Source organism: Bacillus sp. USDA818B3_A (assembly GCF_009928415.1).
Lineage (GTDB): Bacteria > Bacillota > Bacilli > Bacillales > Cytobacillaceae > Neobacillus.
This window is the reverse complement of record NZ_JAABNN010000021.1, coordinates 13,025-32,725: the sequence shown is the minus strand read 5'-3', so window position 1 is coordinate 32,725 and position 19,701 is coordinate 13,025. Positions and strand designations below refer to the sequence as shown.

18 protein-coding genes are annotated in these 19,701 nt (G+C 37.9%); 1 reads left to right on the top strand and 17 read right to left on the bottom strand.

Annotation, left to right across the window (positions count from 1 at the left end; genetic code table 11):
* Nucleotides 1-115 precede the first annotated feature (115 nt).
* Nucleotides 116-1,042, bottom strand: coding sequence for a sensor domain-containing protein (locus GXK58_RS22450; protein WP_160725418.1), 927 nt, complete (start codon nucleotides 1,040-1,042; stop codon nucleotides 116-118).
* A 290-nt stretch (nucleotides 1,043-1,332) separates the two neighbouring features.
* Here GXK58_RS22450 and GXK58_RS22445 point away from each other — a divergent pair, with 290 nt between their 5' ends.
* Complete coding sequence (locus GXK58_RS22445; protein ID WP_160725417.1) at nucleotides 1,333-2,829, top strand: peptide MFS transporter; 1,497 nt, start codon at nucleotides 1,333-1,335, stop codon at nucleotides 2,827-2,829.
* Between the two features lie 71 nt (nucleotides 2,830-2,900).
* Here GXK58_RS22445 and GXK58_RS22440 read toward each other — a convergent pair whose 3' ends face one another.
* The 16 genes from GXK58_RS22440 to GXK58_RS22365 all read right to left on the bottom strand — a co-directional run bounded on the left by GXK58_RS22440 (nucleotide 2,901) and on the right by GXK58_RS22365 (nucleotide 19,638).
* A complete protein-coding gene (locus GXK58_RS22440) occupies nucleotides 2,901-3,131 on the bottom strand; it encodes a hypothetical protein (protein ID WP_160725416.1) in 231 nt (76 codons plus the stop codon).
* 57 nt (nucleotides 3,132-3,188) lie between these two features.
* Nucleotides 3,189-4,748: an ATP-binding protein gene (locus tag GXK58_RS22435; RefSeq protein ID WP_160725415.1), complete on the bottom strand. Its 1,560-nt coding sequence runs from the start codon at nucleotides 4,746-4,748 to the stop codon at nucleotides 3,189-3,191.
* 230 nt (nucleotides 4,749-4,978) lie between these two features.
* A complete protein-coding gene (locus tag GXK58_RS22430) occupies nucleotides 4,979-5,722 on the bottom strand; it encodes an amino acid ABC transporter ATP-binding protein (RefSeq protein ID WP_160725414.1) in 744 nt (247 codons plus the stop codon).
* 15 nt (nucleotides 5,723-5,737) lie between these two features.
* Nucleotides 5,738-6,397, bottom strand: a complete 660-nt coding sequence (locus GXK58_RS22425; RefSeq protein ID WP_160725413.1) for an amino acid ABC transporter permease — start codon at nucleotides 6,395-6,397, stop codon at nucleotides 5,738-5,740.
* Between the two features lie 150 nt (nucleotides 6,398-6,547).
* A complete protein-coding gene (locus tag GXK58_RS22420; RefSeq protein WP_202171436.1) occupies nucleotides 6,548-7,324 on the bottom strand; it encodes an amino acid ABC transporter substrate-binding protein in 777 nt (258 codons plus the stop codon).
* A 187-nt stretch (nucleotides 7,325-7,511) separates the two neighbouring features.
* On the bottom strand, nucleotides 7,512-8,438 hold the full coding sequence (locus GXK58_RS22415; protein ID WP_160725411.1) for a ketopantoate reductase family protein: 927 nt from the start codon (nucleotides 8,436-8,438) through the stop codon (nucleotides 7,512-7,514).
* Between the two features lie 8 nt (nucleotides 8,439-8,446).
* Nucleotides 8,447-9,517 carry a branched-chain amino acid aminotransferase gene (locus tag GXK58_RS22410; protein ID WP_160725410.1) on the bottom strand — a complete coding sequence of 357 codons (1,071 nt, stop codon included), beginning with the start codon at nucleotides 9,515-9,517 and terminating at the stop codon, nucleotides 8,447-8,449.
* A 268-nt stretch (nucleotides 9,518-9,785) separates the two neighbouring features.
* Complete coding sequence (gene dmpG / locus GXK58_RS22405) at nucleotides 9,786-10,814, bottom strand: 4-hydroxy-2-oxovalerate aldolase (RefSeq protein ID WP_160725409.1); 1,029 nt, start codon at nucleotides 10,812-10,814, stop codon at nucleotides 9,786-9,788.
* Between the two features lie 23 nt (nucleotides 10,815-10,837).
* Nucleotides 10,838-11,725: an acetaldehyde dehydrogenase (acetylating) gene (locus GXK58_RS22400; protein ID WP_160725408.1), complete on the bottom strand. Its 888-nt coding sequence runs from the start codon at nucleotides 11,723-11,725 to the stop codon at nucleotides 10,838-10,840.
* Between the two features lie 47 nt (nucleotides 11,726-11,772).
* Nucleotides 11,773-12,546 carry an IclR family transcriptional regulator gene (locus tag GXK58_RS22395; RefSeq protein WP_160725407.1) on the bottom strand — a complete coding sequence of 258 codons (774 nt, stop codon included), beginning with the start codon at nucleotides 12,544-12,546 and terminating at the stop codon, nucleotides 11,773-11,775.
* 243 nt (nucleotides 12,547-12,789) lie between these two features.
* Nucleotides 12,790-13,485 carry a Na-translocating system protein MpsC family protein gene (locus GXK58_RS22390; RefSeq protein ID WP_160725406.1) on the bottom strand — a complete coding sequence of 232 codons (696 nt, stop codon included), beginning with the start codon at nucleotides 13,483-13,485 and terminating at the stop codon, nucleotides 12,790-12,792.
* Between the two features lie 84 nt (nucleotides 13,486-13,569).
* Nucleotides 13,570-14,262, bottom strand: coding sequence for a Na-translocating system protein MpsC family protein (locus GXK58_RS22385; protein WP_160725405.1), 693 nt, complete (start codon nucleotides 14,260-14,262; stop codon nucleotides 13,570-13,572).
* A 233-nt stretch (nucleotides 14,263-14,495) separates the two neighbouring features.
* Nucleotides 14,496-15,635 (bottom strand): ATP-binding protein, encoded by a 1,140-nt coding sequence (locus tag GXK58_RS22380; protein WP_160725404.1) that lies wholly within the window; start codon nucleotides 15,633-15,635, stop codon nucleotides 14,496-14,498.
* A gap of 270 nt (nucleotides 15,636-15,905) precedes the next feature.
* Complete coding sequence (locus GXK58_RS22375; RefSeq protein ID WP_160725403.1) at nucleotides 15,906-17,363, bottom strand: protein adenylyltransferase SelO; 1,458 nt, start codon at nucleotides 17,361-17,363, stop codon at nucleotides 15,906-15,908.
* A 160-nt stretch (nucleotides 17,364-17,523) separates the two neighbouring features.
* A complete protein-coding gene (locus GXK58_RS22370; protein WP_160725402.1) occupies nucleotides 17,524-18,180 on the bottom strand; it encodes a nucleotidyltransferase family protein in 657 nt (218 codons plus the stop codon).
* Between the two features lie 162 nt (nucleotides 18,181-18,342).
* Nucleotides 18,343-19,638 (bottom strand): NCS2 family permease, encoded by a 1,296-nt coding sequence (locus GXK58_RS22365; protein WP_160725466.1) that lies wholly within the window; start codon nucleotides 19,636-19,638, stop codon nucleotides 18,343-18,345.
* Nucleotides 19,639-19,701: the final 63 nt, after the last annotated feature.

The window sequence follows — 19,701 nt, the reverse complement described above, 5'->3', positions numbered from 1 at the left end:
AACGATACACCTTCACGCAACGTTAAAGTCAATCACTATAAATCACTTGAAAATAAAAAAATTGGTGCCTGTCACCGCAAAAAGACATTGTCCATTCGGGGTGTACAGACACCGGTTAGTTTTTGTAAAGTGAAAAGCTGCCTCTGCCGTTCTTTTTTGCCTGGTAGAGGGCATTGTCCGCGTGTTTAAGTAAGGATTTTTCGTCGTGGTTTAAATGAGAATAGAATGCGATTCCAATGCTGGTGGATATATTGATTCGATGATTATTTACTGTCCATGTCCTCTTAACGGAAGTTAATATCCGCTTGGCAATTTCGATGATGTTTTCGTCTGATAAGCCTGTCAGTAAAATGACAAATTCGTCCCCTCCTAAACGAGCGAACATGTCCTCCTCGCGAATACATGTCTTAATCCGTTTGGTGAATTCCTTTAATAGCTCATCCCCAATATCATGTCCCAGCGTATCATTGATTTCTTTAAAATGATCAACATCAAGATAAAAGACAGCTAACGATGTATGAGTCTGTTTGGATAACTCCATTTCTTCCTTTAACTTTTGAAAAAAGTAGGTCCTATTTGGAAGCCCTGTTAAGTTGTCATGGTGTGCCAGGTGTTCTAATTGCTTCTCGTATTTTTTTCGTTCCGTTACATCGCGGACTACTGCTAATAAATGTGTACATTCACCCTCTTGATTAACAACTGGCGTCACTGTCGATTCCCAATAAACGATATGATTGTTACTATGGTCCCTAGGGGTTGCTAGGATAAATTTATCTTCATATTTAACCGGCTTTTTGGTTGAGAGGACTTGGAAGTACTTATCCTTGATCACTTGATAAACCTCTGGCGGAAGAACTTCGCTAACGGGTTTGCCGTATGCTTCTGAAGTGATTCTTGAGAATTTTTTTGCCGGCTCATTTGCAAGAACGTAGGTAAACTGACTATCGTCCCTTACCTTCGTCAAATAGACCAAATCCGACATATTGTTGAATAACTTAAAGAATAAATCTTTATTTAAAAAGTCAAGATTGTCTGTTGTCATACTACCCTTCACCACTTAGAAATAATTTAACAATAATTATACAATACCCTGGGGTTTCTTATAATAACCAAAACTCAAGTCAAATTGTTTCTATGAAGCTACTAGAAAGAATAGTCTCTATTTTCTAAAAAAATCCATTATTTCAAAAAAACTTTCTTTTAACTAGCAGGAAACATTCATCCATTGAATTATCAAGGTTTTTATAGATAATTCACTTTATTACCAAAAATAGTTTTTGACAATTCAAACATAAGAAAAGTATTATAGAATAATAAAAAGGAGGCTGTACAATGTCAAATCTAAATAGGCAGAAAATTGTGGATAGTGTACCTCAGAAAGGATTCTTTGGACATCCTAAAGGGTTATTCACACTTTTCTTCACCGAATTCTGGGAGAGATTCTCTTATTACGGAATGAGAGCTATTCTCGTTTACTATATGTATTATAGTGTAACTAAGGGTGGTCTAGGTATGGACCAAACCTTGGCGCTATCGATTATGTCTATATATGGTTCTCTCGTATATATGTCAGGGATTATCGGCGGCTGGTTGGCTGACCGTATCTTCGGTACCTCAAAGGCCGTGTTCTTCGGTGGAATTCTTATTATGCTGGGACATATTGCCCTTGCCATTCCAGGCAGTATCGCTTTTTTCTTTGTTTCCATGGTTCTCATTGTTTTGGGAACAGGATTATTAAAACCGAATGTTTCAACTGTTGTTGGTGAAATGTATGCCGAAAACGATAACCGCCGTGATGCTGGTTTTAGTATTTTCTATATGGGAATTAACGCAGGTGCGTTCCTTTCACCATTAATCGTTGGATCCAAAACAATCATGAACACCAGCTTTCATTTAGGTTTTGGAATTGCAGCTGTGGGTATGTTCCTTGGATTAGTTCTATTTCTTTTAACTAAGAAGAAAAATCTTGGTCTCGCTGGAACAATGGTAGCAAATCCGCTGACATCAGCTGAGAAGAAAAAAGTATCTACCTATTTTGTAATTGGGATTGTTATTGTCGCTATTATTTGTTTTATTACCATTCCAAAAGGATTGTTAACCTTTGAAGGGTTCATTAACATTGTTAGTATTCTTGGTATTTTAATTCCAGCTATTTACTTTATTCGCATGTACACAAGCCCTAAAACTACATCTGACGAGCGCTCACGTGTAATTGCCTACATTCCATTGTTCATTGCAGCAGTTATGTTCTGGGCAATTCAGGAACAGGGATCAACCATCCTTGCCAGCTATGCAGATAATCGTACACAATTACACTTTGCAGGAATAGATATTTCCCCGGCATGGTTCCAATCGCTAAATCCATTATTTATTATTGTATTGGCACCTGTATTCGCTGCTATTTGGGTAAAGTTAGGAAAGCGCGAGCCTTCCATTCCGCAAAAATTCTCACTTGGTTTGTTATTTGCCGGCTTGTCATTTATGGTCATTCTAATTCCTGCTTATTTCGGCGGAACTGATTCTTTAGTAAATCCATTATGGCTGGTTCTTAGTATTTTAATTGTAGTACTGGGTGAATTATGTTTATCACCTGTCGGTTTATCAGCTACTACCAAATTAGCTCCGGCAGCTTTCTCAGCACAAACCATGAGTCTCTGGTTCTTAGCAAGTGCCGCTGCCCAGGCATTAAATGCGCAACTCGTTAAGTTCTATACTCCTGAAACTGAAATGACCTACTTCGGTGTCATTGGCGGTGCTTCCATCGTTCTTGGAATTATTCTATTAGCACTGTCACCTAAAATTCAGAGCTTAATGAAAGGGATTAGATAAAATCCCTAGATTATAATAAGGTGAAAGATCTCGTAAGTATTTTGAGAGATCTTTCACCTTTTCTTTTTGCGCTATTCAGTTTTTAAATCATTCAACTCATCGATTAACTGCTTAGTCCGCTTTGCATTTCCCTCAGCAAAATTTTCGAGACGTTCTTTTAATTCTTCATTATCATGAATTCGCTCTGCTGTAATAAGATAAGTCCGCATCAAATCTTCTTCTATTTCTTTTGAGTTTTCAAGAGTAGATGCAAGGTTTTCCTTTTCATCTTTATCCTTTTTGTTATCTAAATTTAAATCCATCTGAGAAGGACCTCCTTTTACTTATATCCTTCTCTAAGCAAATTATATTTATGTTTTTTACTTTAATGTGTTTGAAAAAATCACATCATTTAGGGCTTGCTGAAGAGTACCTTTGAAATCAGCCATCAGGTTAAAACCTATACCTTGGTTAATTATATTTTTGACAATGTCTGCTCGTAAACCTGTTAATATCGTTTTACAGCCCATCATCGAAATACCTTCGATAATCTTAACAAATTGTTTGGATGCTTCATAATCCGTTGGGGTAACTCCAGATAGATCAATAATTAAGTATTGAATTTGACGGGTTTCAATTTCTGATAATACCTTATCTTGAATGGTCGTAAGCCTTAATAAATCAATTGTACCAATTAAAGGTAAGATGCAAATGTCTCTATTGATAGGGATAATTGGAACTGAGAGGTCATCAACCATTTTTCTTTGGGCTTCGAGCAACTCGTCTTTGTAGTTAGAATAACTAATAAAAAAGTATGTTAGAAACTGGTCGATACTCTCATTTATTTGTTTTTCTAATCCATAGAAGGCTGTTCGATCTACTTCTGCTTTACTTAGGAGGTCATAATTATATAAAAAGTCCCATAATGTTCTTCTAACGGCTTGAATCCATTCCAACTTAAAAGCAAGTGTTAACGAATATTTTGCCCATGCCTTTCCTTCTTGTTTAGCAAAAGAAATTAATTCATGCTCCCGTTCCTCTACGATAAACAAGACGAGTTTATGTGCATTAGATAACAGATTAATGTTCCCTACTCTTTGGATTTCATCTATTTTATCTTTCACATTAATGGCTTCATGTAACAATCTTGCTTCAAATGCCTGGCGGTTTTCGAAAAAGAAATCCTTCATAGACAATCTTTCCTCATAATGTAATTTCAAAGTTTTTACTCCCCTTTGTTTTACCTGCTGCTGCTTGGGAATCTTGATCGTAAACATGGTACCTTGATTTTCTTTACTGTCAACCGTGATATTCCCGCCGTGCTGATAAATGACCGAAAATACCTGTGTCAGCCCCATCCCTGTTCCTTGTTCCTTGGTGGTAAAAAAAGGCGTCCCTAAAATTTGGATTTTGTCTTCTGGAATCCCTACTCCTGTATCCTTTATTTTTACAACCACTTCATCTTCCCTTAAATCGTGGCTGATCGTAAGTGTCCCATTCTCCTCCATGGATTCAATTGCGTTTTTTATAAGATTAAAGAGGGCCTTTTTAAACTGATTTTTCTTTCCATAAATAGATACATCTGTAAAGTTAAATTCCGTAAACACTTCGATATTGTACAATTTGTCTTGAAATAAATTGAGAATAGATTCTAGTTCTACAGCCAAATAGATACTTTGAAACCCCTCATCTTCTAAATCAGGTTTTGATACCTGTAATAAATTATTTAACGTTATTAGGGCATTATCTAATTCTGCCTGCGCAATATCAATATATTCCCTTCTTCCATCCTGCTCAAGCAATTGAAGAAACCCTTTAACCGCTGTTAAGGGGTTTCTCACCTCATGAGCAATCCCTGCCGCAATTTGCCCTACGGAAGCTAACTGACTTAAATGTGTATCACTTCCTGATTTTGGGTTTACTCTTTCATTTGTAATCATTATGGAAGAATCCTTTCCTCATAACATTATTTATATTGAATTTTAGTAATTTTCTTAATTTACAGTCATGTATATTTTACCAAAAAGGTAATCTATGGTACATTAAAAAAATGAATATAGGTCTTTTGACAAGCTTTTTATGGGCCTTTAGTTGCAGATTGTTAATAAAAAAATTTTCTTACAAAAACAAAAAGTCCATCTTACTTTTTGTAAGATGGACTTAATAGCATTTATAAACTTCGATTTAAGAAAGCCTTTGTCCGGTCGAACTTTGGATTAGTAAAGATTTGGGATGGATGTCCCGATTCAACAATTTCTCCATTATCCATAAAAACGACCCGGTTTGCTACCTCTTTCGCAAATCCCATTTCATGTGTGACCACAATCATGGTCATATGCTCTTCGGCTAATTCTTTCATTACTTGAAGTACTTCCCCTGTTAACTCCGGATCAAGAGCCGATGTAGGCTCATCAAACAGCAGAATTTCAGGTCTCATCATAAGAGCCCGTGCAATCGCTACCCTTTGCTTTTGGCCGCCCGATAAATTAGCTGGGTAGGCCTTAGCACGTTCAAGGAGACCAATTTTTTTAAGAAGCTCCGAGCTTCGGTGCCCAAGGTCACCTGCTGATTCTTTTTTCACCAATTTAGGCGCAATCATCAAATTTTCCTGAACTGTAAGATGCGGGAACAAATTAAAGTGCTGAAACACCATTCCCATTTTCGCAGTTATTTGTTTGATTTCAGGCAGCTTTGGATAAACTCCATCCTTCACTAAATTATCACCTGAAACACAAATACTGCCGCCATCCACTTGTTCTAGATGAACAAGGCTGCGGAGCATCGTACTCTTCCCTGAACCCGAAGGACCAATCACCGCGACGACATCGTTTTTATTTACATCAAACGTAATGTTTTTTAATACCTCTAATTCTCCATAAGACTTTTTAAGGTTTGAAACTTCAATGATCGCCATATTCACCCATACCTTCTATTCAAATCTAAATCTATTTTCAATCCATTTAAATACTAAAGTTAAAACCAGTGTCATTAAAAGGTAAATAACCCCTGCAACTACAAATGGTACGATTGTAAAATCACGATTTACTGCTGTTTCCGCAAAGTGCAAAAGTTCAGGGACCGCTACTGCATAGAGGAGAGCCGTATCTTTTACAAGCGTGACGGATTCATTGGCTACAGCAGGCAAGGCGATCCGAAACATTTGCGGCATGATAATTCTGGTCGTCATCTGCCATTTATTCAGCCCTAGTACCTGGGAAGCCTCGTATTGTCCTTTATCAATCGCCAATAGGCCTCCGCGGAAAATTTCTGCAAAATAGGCAGCATAATTTAATATAAACCCTAAACAAGCCGCTACAAAACGGTCTAAAACTAGATATTCACCGATAACAGGAATCATCGGCAGCCCAAAACAGATAAATAACAATTGCAGTAACAAGGGAGTTCCACGCATCACATATATATAGGCTTGAGCAAGCCATGATAATGGTTTAATCTGACTTCTAACTGCCAAAGTTAATAAAAAGCCCAATGGTATTGCTATGATAATTGCAATAAAGAATAGCAGGACCGTCATCTGAGCCCCTTCAAGCATTGGCTTCAGAATAGATACAATGTAATTAATTGACATTCTTAATTTTCCTCCAATTAAAAAAAGCATAAGCAGCATGATTACCATTTAACGATTTAATAGTAAGATAGCTAATCTTATCTTACCTGATTGAATAACAAAACAAAACAGGGTTCCCAAAGGAAATCCTGTTTTGTATAGTAGGTAATTTTACTTCAACACTTTATCTTCGCCAAACCACTTAGTTGAAATCTTAGCTGCCGTACCATCCGCATTGATTTCATCAAGGGCCTTTTGAAGTTTTTTAAGTAATTCCTCATTACCTTTTTTTACACCAATTCCGTATTCTTCAGGTGCAAGTGATTCATCTACTATTTTAAACGAATCGTTTTCTTTTGTCATATAATAGTTGATAACAATCTCATCAATTACTACCGCATCTAAACGGCCGCTCTTTAAATCATTTAAAGCCAGCACATTGTCTTTAAACTCTGTAACAGTCTTAATTTTTGCTTTAATTGGATTCGCATCTAAGGCATCTGATGCGGAGGATAGTGATTGAAGACCAACAACTTTACCTTCTAAATCAGCTAGCTTGGTAATGTTTGAATCAGTTCTTGTTACAACTACTTGTGCATTACTTAAATAAGGTTTAGTAAACAGTACTTTATTCTTACGTTCATCGGTAATCGTATAGCCATTCCAAATTAAATCAATCCGTCCGCTGCTTAATTCAGATTCTTTTGTTTTCCAATCGATAGGCTGGAACTTTACCTTTTGTCCCATTTTTTCCGCAGCCGCTTTGGCGTAATCAATATCGAAGCCAACAATTTTATTATTTTCATCTCTAAATCCCATAGGTGCAAATTTATCGTCAATACCAATGATTAGGGTCTGATCGTCTTTATTACTAGTTGTTTTTCCGCAGGCTGTAAGCAGCGAGAATACAGCTGCAATGGTCAATATCACTGTTGCTATCCGTTTCATCATATATTACCACCTTTTAAAAGTTAATTTTATTAATCCTTTAGTACGTTACCATATTATCATACTACCACATTATAACATTATAATATTTTAAAAAACAATCATTTTTCTACTAAAACAAAAAATCTCTCTATTGAAGAGGAAAGGCAGCTCCCATCCGGAAGCTGCCTTTCCTTTTCTTTAAAATTTATATATGTGTATAATGGCTCTCCATCTGCTTTATTCTTTCGTACAATGTTTGATTGGCTGGTGTTCGTACTCCAAACTTTTTACCAAGTTCCACTACTGTGCCAGAAAACAGGTCTACTTCACTGAACCGTTTTGCCTCAACATCTTGGGCCATGGAGGGCTTGCCGTTTGGACTTAAGGCACCAAGAACTCTTAACCAATAATTTAAATCTTCCTCGGTAATAAATGCACCAGCTTTTTCGGAAAGATCCATAACCTCTCTCATAGCAGAGATCATCATGCTTCTTGCCGGCCCTTCTTGCTGTACTTCTCCATAATTGCTTTCAAATACAGCAACTGTCTGATTGACCCCAACATTTAGCATAAATTTACCCCAAAGCCTTTTTACCATATCTTGGTCCACCTGATAAGGAACCTTTGTTTGATCAAAAAACTCAGCAAGAGTGTTTACCCTCTCCGAGATCACCCCTGGTTCTTTTTCACCAAAGCAGAGCATACCCATATGGTCATACGTTAATTTGTTGCCAACTTTTACAGCATCCATGCCCTGGGCCACACAATACAACACTTTATCCAAACCATAAGTCTTACCAATGATTTCTTCACTAGAGATTCCATTCAATAGGGATAAAATACATGTGTTCTCGCCTACATGATGTTTAACGGCTTGAATGGCCTCATGTAAGCCTGTAAATTTAACAGCAATAATCAATAAATCGGCAGGCTCGCATGATTCCTCTGGTGTCACGTATTGGAAGTTACAGCGCTCACCGTTACAATAAACTCCCTCTTCCAGGTAGCGCCTAATCCGGTTTTGATCAGCTATTATTCTTAAATCTGCAGCAGGCATGTTTTTGGATAATTGATGACCAAATAAAATGCCTAATGCTCCCAATCCAATAATAGAGACTTTTCTTATAGTCATTGTTTCACCTAGAGTCTTACTGACCAGCCAAAAGGATCTTCTTTTACGCCATTTTGAATTCCAGTTAAGGTATCGTATACTTGCTTCGATACCGAACCAATCTCTCCATTATTAATTAACATTTTCTCGTTATTCCATAGAAGTTCTCCGATTGGCGAGATAACCGCAGCCGTTCCTGAACCAAAGGCTTCCTCTAAAACCCCATCTTGATAGGCCTGTTGAATTTCATGAATAGAAATTTTCCGCTCAACAACTGGTATATCCATATAGTTCAATAACTCGATAACGGATTTACGGGTAATCCCTTCAAGGATGCTTCCATTTAATTCCGGAGTAATAACTTCCCCATTGATTTTGAAGAAGACGTTCATACTGCCAACCTCTTCAATATATTGATTTTCTTTTCCATCAAGCCATAATACTTGAGAATAGCCATTTTGCTCGGCAATCTCAGACGCCTTTAAGCTTGCTGCATAGTTCCCTGCTGTCTTGGCATTACCAGTTCCGCCAGCCACCGCACGGACAAATTCACTTTCCACTGCAATTTTAACAGGATTAAGACCCTCTTTATAGTAAGCACCTACCGGTGAAAGAATAATCATAAATTGATAGGTTTTTGCAGGATGCACTCCTAAAAACGCTTCAGTAGCAATCATAAATGGACGAATATAAAGGGAAGTCCCTTCTGCAGAAGGAATCCAATCGCGCTCAATTTGAATTAATTGCTTTAAGGCGCTTAATGCTCCCTCTTCATCCAGCTTCGGCATACACAAACGATCATTGGATCGATTGAACCTTTTCATGTTTTCATCTGGTCTAAACAATAGAACCTGTTCGTCCTTTGTCAAATATGCTTTTAATCCTTCAAAAACCGTTTGGCCGTAATGAAATACAGTTGCCGCAGGGTCTAAGGTAATTGGCTGGTAAGGGACAATTCGCGGATCATGCCATCCTTTTCCTTCTGTATAATTCCAAATAAACATGTGGTCGGTAAAGTATTTACCAAACTCTAAATTGTCGAATGATGGCTTTTGTTTTTTTTCAGTGGTTAAGGTTACGTCAAGTTTTAACTCCTTCATGATTATGGCTCCCATCCTAGTTCTATAATTATTAAAAGATATAGTCACATAATTTTAATACTATTTCGATTATTTTAACATATTTTTCGGAAAATAGGGTTAAATATGATATAATCCAACAAAAAAATCAGATGGAGTATAATGCTAATAAAAAAAGCAAGTAAACATCTCATTAAAATGACATGTCTACTCACTATTTCTCCTATTTATTAAAGTAAGCTGCTTATCATAGAATTTTTCTATTTCAGATAAGTCTATTAATTAACTATTAACTTAATGCAACTTTATTGTTATTCTTAGCAATTTCAGCCGCCACTTCAACAATCATATCCTCTTGGCCGCCAACCACTTTTCGTTTTCCTAACTCTATTAAAATATCACGTGAATCGACACCAAATTTTGCTGCAGCACGCTTTGCATGAAGTGCAAAGCTTGAGTATACGCCTGCATATCCTAATGTTAAACTATCTCTGGTAATTTCCTGTGGCACCTGGAGGATCGGCGCTACAATTTCTTCCGCCAAATCCATCATTTTATATAGATCTACCCCAGTTTTAATCCCCATCCGTTCGCAAACGGCAACCAATACTTCTGTCTGCGTATTACCGGCACCCGCACCAAGGCAGCGGACACTTCCATCAATTCTTGTTGCCCCTTCTTCGATTGCAGCAAGTGTATTAGCCATCGCAAGGGATAGATTGTTATGGCCGTGGAAACCGACATTGATACCAACAGATTGTTTTAAGGCGCGGATCCTTTCGCGAACCTGGTCAGGCAATAAGTAACCGGCGGAATCTACAACATACACAGTATCAGCACCATAGCTTTCCATTAATCTAGCTTGTTCAACTAATTTATTTACTGGAGCCATATGATTCATCATGAGGAATCCAACGGTTTCCATCCCTAATTCTTTTGCGTAAGCAATATGCTGCGGAGCCACATCTGCTTCTGTCACATGGGTGGCAATCCGGGCCATTTTTGCCCCTAAATTGGCAGCTTCTTTTAATTCATGCAAGGTGCCGATCCCTGGTAAAAGAAGGACAGCAATTTTAGACTTATCGGCAACGGATACGGCGGCTTCAATTAATTCCATTTCATTCGTACGGGAAAGGCCATACTGCAAAGAAGATCCTGCCAGGCCGTCTCCATGGGATACTTCAATAAACGGCACGCCCGCATCATTCAATGATTTTGTAATATTAAGTACTTGTTCCACTATAAATTGATGATTAACCGCATGGCTTCCATCCCTCAAAGCTACCTCTGTAATCAGGATATCTCTTTCATTTGTCATTTTCTTTACCCCCTTCTAACAGCTTAAACTGTTTCTTTCGATAATAGTTTAGTGGCGAAAGCTTCAGCGATTTTTACACCTGCAGAAGTCATGATATCGAGGTTACCTGCATACACCGGCAAGTAATCACCTGCGCCTTCTACTTCAAGGAAGATGGTCACTTTATTGCCGTCGAAAATTGGTTCCGTACGGACACGGTAACCTGGCACATAGGATTGAACAACTTTCTCCATTTCAGCAATCGACTTTCGAATGGCCGCCTCATCCATATTCCCTTCTTCAACAAGCGTATAAACGGTATCACGCATCATGATTGGCGGTTCCGCAGGGTTTAAAATAATAATCGCCTTTCCTTTTTTGGCACCGCCTACCTCTTCAATTGCCCGGGCTGTGGTTTCTGTAAATTCATCGATATTTGCACGTGTTCCCGGTCCTGCACTCTGACTAGAAATGGTGGCAACTATTTCTGCATATTCGACTGGAGCCACACGATTTACCGCATGGACCATTGGGATTGTTGCCTGACCGCCGCATGTAATAAGATTAATATTGTCCTCTTCAAGGTGGTCATCAATATTTACAGCTGCACATACATACGGACCTACCGCAGCTGGTGTCATATCAATTACCTTAATACCTGCTTCTTTTAGCACTTTTGCATTATAGAGATGGGCTTTTGCGCTTGTTGCATCAAAAACGATATCCGCTTTTAGATCAGGGTCGGATAGAAAACCATCAATTCCTGTATCCACTCCGGCATAGCCTAACTCTCTTGCACGGCGTAAACCGTCTGATTGCGGGTCAATTCCTATTACGGCTGTTAATTCCAATAACTCTGAACGGCCAAGTTTTATCATTAAATCGGTTCCAATATTCCCCGAGCCAAGGATGGCAACTTTTACTTTTGACAAAATCATTCTCCTCCTATACCTGCATCTATTATTTTTTTATCTTTACTTTAGATTCCTTTACCTTTACATCCCAGCTGTCTTGAAATCTCATCTGCAGCTTGCTTGATTCCCTCAATGACTTTTGGCAGACGTTCTTCGTCCAGCCTCATTTTAGGGGCGGCACAGCTTATCGAAGCAATGACATTTCCTTGATGATTAAAAATCGGCGCAGCCACACATTTAAGGCCAAGCTCAATCTCCTCATCATCGAAGGCATAACCTTGTTCCCTGATTGCTGGTAAGATCCCCTTAATTTCCTCCATATTTGTCATTGTGAATTCCGTAAATGCCTCCAAGCTGACAGAAGATAAAATACGATCCACCTCTTCTTCAGTTAACTGTGACAGAATGGCTTTTCCAACACCTGTACAATGAAATGGAGCTTTTTTGCCAATATGCGAGTAAATAGTTAAGGCACTTGGACCTTCTACTTTTTCGATGTAAATGAGTTCATCCCGCTGCAGTGATACTAGGTGAACGGTTTCGTTTAATTCCGCAACTAAATCTTTAATTATCGGTCTGGCAATTCGTCCTATATCGAGGTGGTATCCTACGTAATTACCAAGTTCAAAGAGTTTGATTCCCAGTTTATATTTCAGGTTTTCAGTATTTTGTTCTAGGTAGCCTCGGTGCTCCAAGGTTTTGATAATGCCATGAACGGTGCTCTTTGATAGGTTCAATCTGTCACTTATTTCTTTAATGCTTTGTTCAGAATGTGAAGTTAAAAATAGTTCGAGGACGTCTGCTGCTCGTTCTATGGATTGTATCAGTCTTTCCGCCACTGCGTTTCTCCTTTATTGTTCGACATTATCGAATTATGTTCGTAAATATTAAGTATACACTTATAGTACTGTTTTGAGATAATTCTGTCAACGTTTTCATGATAATAAATCGAAATAGAAAAAAGCCGGATTCTCCCTTAGGAAAACACGACTTTTTTTGAAATTTACTTACGTCATTAAACAACTTTTCCGTATTCTTTAAAAGTCAGCTTTTTCAAAAAATCTTTCCCATAATCCTTGTACTTACTTTAGAACAAAACAAATGATACTTCTATCCTCGTTAAAGTCCCAATCTACAAAAATATCTGCAACAGGATTCCGAAAGATTTCCTCAAATCGTCCATCACGATGCAAATAAGACTTTTCCAATTCATCTTTGGTAACTAAAAGTGTCTGTTCATACCCTTTTAAAATCAACGCTTTCTCAATCTGAATTAAAATCCCCTCTCTTTTTACAAGATACATTTTTGGAGAGATATAAAATGCATCTGTTTTGTCTGGTTTCTTTTGTACCAATATACTAATTCTATCGACCTCATCAATTAATGTTCTTAAAGCTATAGAGTCAGAGGAATCCTGGTCCCCAGACTTGATAACATCCGCTTCGAATTGGATTGCAATCATTCCTGTATTTTGCGGATAGTTCCAATCATGATAAAAAGATTCAATGTCTCTTTCGAACTCCAGTTCAATAATTCCTTTCAATTGATCAAGTACCGTTTTCATGACTATATTTCGTGAAATATCCACATTATCGGCATTACCATGATCAATCAAAACAGATTCCATTGGAGACATGAATCCCCGTATGTAAAAAACCAAATACCGGCCGTTCGCATAGGCATAGCACGATTCAGGACCGCGCCCAAAATTTTTTCTTAACAATTTACTGGTTAAACTGCTAATATCCATTAATTTTTGCTGCACAGGCGATGACATAAATGTTTTAACCTCACTTTCGAAAAGGCAAAAAAATACTGCCTGACATTATCTTGTCCAGGCAGTAAAATTTTTATGGTTTAATTATGTATAAATTTTATTGAAACTAAAAATCAAATAACTTTTATTAGAATTAAAATCCCACATCATAAAGATATCCTCAATCGACCGATTAAACATCTCTTCAAATAACTCTCTATGAAGGTAATAGCCATTTTTTATTTCTCTGCCATGCGTAATTAATAAGTCTGATTCCCCCTTATCACTTAACAAGGTTTCTATTGGCAGCATTACCCTTTTAGCCTCAATTACACATGAATTCAAGGTATATTTTATCACTTTTAACTCACTGGGAGTTTTATGCAGTTGAGACCCAACCGTCCGTACTAATTGTAATAATTTCCGTTCAAAACTATCCTCTATTTTCACACTAGAGACATAACTATCGTTCATTAACATTAAGATGCCCGTATTGGAATGAAAGTTCCAATCTTGATATAGAGATTCAAAGGTTATCCCTAAGAGTTGCGTTGCCTCTTGAACTAATTCTTTAGACAAGGCTGTTATGACAGAAGACCGAAATTTCATTACCAAATTATATTCATTATTATTTATTAAAATTTCTTCGGCAGATGTCATAAAATTTCGGATATAAACGTATAATCGGTTTTCTTTTAAAACCGTATAACAAGTTTCTGGGCCTTTTCCAAACCCCCGCTTAATTATTCTACTGACTGAACTGCTCAAAGACAGCAAATCCTCTTGAGTTGCAACCATTCAAATCCCCCTTTAAAAATAAAAAAGGCCTAACTCCACAAACTGGAAGTTAGGCCACGGTTAAGACGACTATAAATTAATAGTTTCTACCATTTACCATCACGATAAATATATTTATAAATGAAAAAACGTTTAATATAAATAATTTCTAATACTAATGACAGCAAGACATTAGACATCTATCATATTAACATTTATTCAATTTGTTCACAATACTAATAAGGTAAAAAATATTAGTAAATTTCTTCTTGTGAAAATAAAGGTAATCTCACATGAACAGAGGTGCCCGCTGCATTACTATCTATGCATAATTCCCCTTTATGTTCCTTGATAATTTGCCGGCTTACCAGCATGCCAAGCCCTGTTCCATTTTCTTTGGTTGTAAAGAAAGGCTGACCAATTTGATGGAGAATATCAGGCGGGATTCCGCCTCCTTGATCAACGATACTTATGCTTAGCTTACCTCCTATAAGGAGCTCCCCTTTAATTTGCAGTCCCCCTCCATCAGGCATAGCTTCAATTGCATTTTTTATAAAATTTATGAAGACTTGCTTTAATTGGTTAGTATCCCCCAGCAGCCACATGTTAGCATAATTAAACTGTGTATCTATTTGAATATTATTTAAGAGAGCTTGTGTTGCCATTAAGGTAATAACCTGCTCAATTAAGACTTCAAGATTTACTCGCTCGTATTTTTTTTTAGATGGTTTTGCAAGTACCATTAATTCTTTTAGAATTTCTTCAATCCTGTCTATTTCCGAATGAATGATTTCAAAGTAGATTTTATTACCATCGTTTTCTCCCATTAGCAGCTGTAAAAACCCTTTGATGGCTGTTATTGGGTTGCGAATCTCGTGGGCAATTCCGGCAGCCAGCTGTCCTGCAGTAGCTTGCTTATCCGATAAGCGGGATAGATCGTTGATTAAGGTGTGGTACTCTTTTTCACGTTCGTTTGATAATCTGTTCTGTTTGATTGAAGTAATATCCTTAATGACTAGATACGATCCAAGAAACTCCCGTTCAAAAAAAATAGGGATCGAGGTAACGTTAACCTCTAAGATACTCTCTTCAATTACTTGTACCTGGGCATCAAAATTATCTAATTTTTTCTGTTCTCTGCCTTTAAAGAAGGTATGCTCTTGATTTAAAAAGTCTGAGACAAACAGTTTATCTAATTCAAACTGCTGTAAAGTATCTCTTGGATAACCCAATAATGGTTCACAGGCATGACTGGCATATTCAAATTTCCCTTGCAAGTCGATTAAGATAAACGCATCACGGTTTTTGGATAGGATCGAGAAGTCCTTATCCATATTCGTATCTCGATATACTTTTAAAAGGACACCTTTTCGGTCGGTTCCATGCATAACCATAAGGCCGATCCTCCTTTCTACATTTTATATAATAAAAAAAGCCACAATAAGACCAGCAGGTGGTTGCCTGCTTCTTACTGTGGCTTTAAAATCTAGCATTACATTTCTAGAATTCTTTACCGTATTTGATTTTACTATTTACATCAAGTTTTCGGGTAGAACAGAGCTTTTTAACTCTGTATCCATTTTAAATATAATATATTCTTCCAATTTAAGCAAATGAATTTTCTGTATTTTCTTAAATTATTTCATCATAAAATCTATTTCCTGTCACGTGCCACAAAATGTTTGATAGGGACGTGCAGATTGCTCTGGTAATGTACAGTATTCTTCCTTGTCAGAAGTGTGTTCATAAGGAGTTGCCAGCGCCTGTAAAAGTCTATTCATCACACTGTAATCCTCTTGTTCTACCGCGGCTTCAAGTGCCTCTTCTACCCGATGGTTTCTTGGGATAACCACAGGGTTACTATTTTTCATTAGCTGGCGTGATAATTCTTCTGTTTCTTCCTGCCGTCCAAGTCTCTCCTTCCACCGCTTTAGCCACTGGGCAAATTCAGTTGAACCAAATAACTTGTTATCCGTATGCTGCCCGTTTGTTAAGGAAAGAAAGGTATTCGTATAATCCGCCTTATTTTTCTGCATCAAACTAAGAAGCTCTTCAACTAAAGATTCATCCTGTTCTTCTTCATTAAAAATTCCCAGTTTAGCTCTCATTCCTTTGAGCCAATTTGTTTGATACGAATTCATATATTTTGAAATCTCATCTTGTGCGATTTGGACAGCCTGCTCTTGGTTGTCGTGGAGAAGCGGCAGTAAGGTTTCAGCAAATCGTGCCAGGTTCCATCCGCCAATATACGGCTGGTTTTCATAAGCATAACGGCCTTCTCGATCAATCGAACTGAATACAGTTTGTGGATCATAAACATCCATGAAGGCACATGGCCCATAGTCAATGGTTTCACCGCTGATCGTCATATTGTCTGTGTTCATCACCCCATGAATAAAACCTACCAGCTGCCATTTAGCAATAAGTGCCGCCTGCCGCCTGATGACTTCCTGAAGAAGCGATAGATATGGATTGTCATCACCTGCTATGTTTGGATAATGGCGCTTTATCGTATAATCAGCAAATGTACGGAGGTCGTCCATATCACCTTTTCCTGCAGCATACTGGAAGGTTCCTACTCGAATATGGCTGGACGCCACTCGAGTAAGGATGGCACCAGGCAGCAGGGTTTCACGGATAATCGTCTCTCCGGTTGTAACCACCGCTAAGCTCCGGGTAGTTGGAATCCGAAGCGCCTGCATGGCTTCACTAATAATATATTCACGAAGCATTGGTCCAAGCGCAGCCCGGCCATCGCCGCCCCGGGAATAAGGAGTTCGCCCAGAACCTTTTAACTGAATATCAACCCGTTCACCTTTTGGGGTTATTTGCTCGCCTAGAAGTACGGCCCTGCCATCCCCTAGCATGGTTAAATGTCCAAATTGATGTCCGGCATAGGCCTGGGCAAGCGGTGCAGCACCTTCAGGGATTTTGTTACCGGAAAACACAGCCGCAGCATCTTCAGTTTTTAGGGCTTCATCATCTAAACCCAAGGATGCTGCTAATGGTTCATTGAAAATCACTAGCTTAGGCGAATTTACGGGTTTTGGGTTCTGACTTGTGAAAAATGATACCGGAAGACGGGAGTAACTATTATCAAATTTCCATCCTGATTTTGTCATCTGGGCTCCTTTTCTATCTATATCCTTATTTGTACTTATATTTTTATGAGGCATCCTATTTTAATTTCTACCTCTGTATAGTTATTATACCTTTACTTCTCCACTGAGAATGACTAATAAGCACTGTGCAAACCATAAAAAAACAGCTAAGAGAGCTGCCTTATTTTCGAATTGATTTGGGGATTGCTAATACTTTTTTATAATCCTGCTTTGTATCAACATCCAAAATTATTCCTTCATCATCTATAGGAAGGTATATGTGTTTTTCTGCGTATGCAAAAATTGGCTTTGCCCCTTCCGCGCCGGTTAATGATTTAAGATAAGGAATCATTTGAGAAGAAATAAAAACAGGATGTCCTGGCATTCCATTAAAGGTGGGTTGAACAATACATTTTGTTTGATGGATTTCTTTTTCCATAATGGTTTTAAGCATTTGTTCAATGGTTGTTTTCTTTATTAATGGCTGGTCACCCAAAAATATGAAAATCCCGAATGTATCATTATTTGTACGCTGAATGGCTGCCTTTATTGAACTGCTCAATCCTTCGATAAAATTTTTATTAACTACCCAATTAAAACGATCATCTTGGATCTCGATAGTCTCTCTTATTTTTTGCTCTTTATGTCCAACAACTGCAATAGCCTCTTTAAAAGGAAAAGACAAAACTTTTGTTAAGACTGCCTCAAGCATAGGCACTCCATCGATAGGCAATAAAGGCTTAAAATCCCCCATTCTGGAGGAAAGCCCTGCGGCTAATACAATCGCTGTGACTGGTATCAAATTTATCGTTCTCCCTTCACTTATTTCCTTCTTCAATTTGTTAGATCATATGGTTATATGGATAGTTAGAGTATAAGGACTCTTCGACATTTTATGAAGACTATTGTCAGTTTTTCTGACCATATTTCAACCAGCTTTAAAGAATAAGCAATAGAACCCAAAAAAGATCCTATCGGGTTCGACAGGATCCTGTGTGTACTAAATGACATATGCAAAATAACCAATAAAGGTTATACAAAGGACATACATGATGGGATGAACTTCTTTCGTTTTATTCATGGCAATCATACTGATTGGGTAGAGGATAAAGCCAAGAGCAATGCCCGTTGCTACACTGTATGTCAAAGGCATCATGATAATGGTGACAAAGCTTGGGATAACGACAGCAAAATTACTCCAATTAATTTTACTGATCTCAGTTGCCATTAATGCTCCGACAATTATAAGGGCTGGCGCTGTAACCTCTGGTGTAACAATGGAAAGAACAGGCGAGAAAAACAAGGAAATCATGAAACAAACTGAAATAACAACAGATGTAAAGCCTGTCCTGCCGCCAACAGCAATCCCAGCAGAGGACTCTACAAAGGAAGCAGTGGTCGATGTACCTAAAATTGAACCAACAATCGTTGACATAGAATCAGCAAGAAGTGCCTTCCCTGCATTGGGAATCTCGTTATTTTTCATTAAGCCAGCCTGAGAAGCAACAGCGATTAACGCTCCAGCTGTATCAAAAAAAGCTACGAACAAAAATGTAAAAATAACAATCAGTACTTTAGGCGAAAAGATAGTATCTATGTGACTGAATACAACACCAAATGATGGCTCTATGCTTGGGATACTCCCCATAATCGCTTTAGGCGTATCAATAACTCCAAATATAACACCAAGAATGGTTGACAGCACCATTCCGTAAAAAATCCCACCCTTTACTCCTTTGTTAAGGAGAATAATCGTGATAATAAAACCAGCAGCAGCGAGCAAGGTTGGGGCCGATCTGAAGTTCCCAATTGCCACAAATGTCGCTTCGTTAGAAGTCACAATTCCGGCATTTTTCAAACCTACAAATGCAACGAAAAAGCCGATCCCGCCAGCAATCGCATGTTTTAAATCCTGTGGAATAACATTAATAATCTTTTCGCGAATCTTTAACAAACTTAAAACCATAAATAAAATACCTGCAATAAACACACCTGTTAACGCAATTTCCCAATCTATTTTCATGCCAATACAAACAGTAAAGGTAAAAAACGCATTTATCCCCATACTTGGGGCAATACCGATCGGATAATTGGCAATTAATCCAATTAATAGGGTACCAATAATGGCCGACAATGCAGTTGCGGTAAATAGTGCACCTTTATCCATACCTGTTTGACTGAGAATCACTGGATTGACAACCAAGATATATGCCATGGAGAGAAATGTAGTAATTCCCGCAATACTCTCCTGCTTAAAGGATGTGTTACGTTCGGAAAATTGAAAGTAGTTCTTGATCATGATGATTCCTCCGAATTTATGAAGTTATGAAATAAAATAAAAAAACCTCCGGACAGTTGC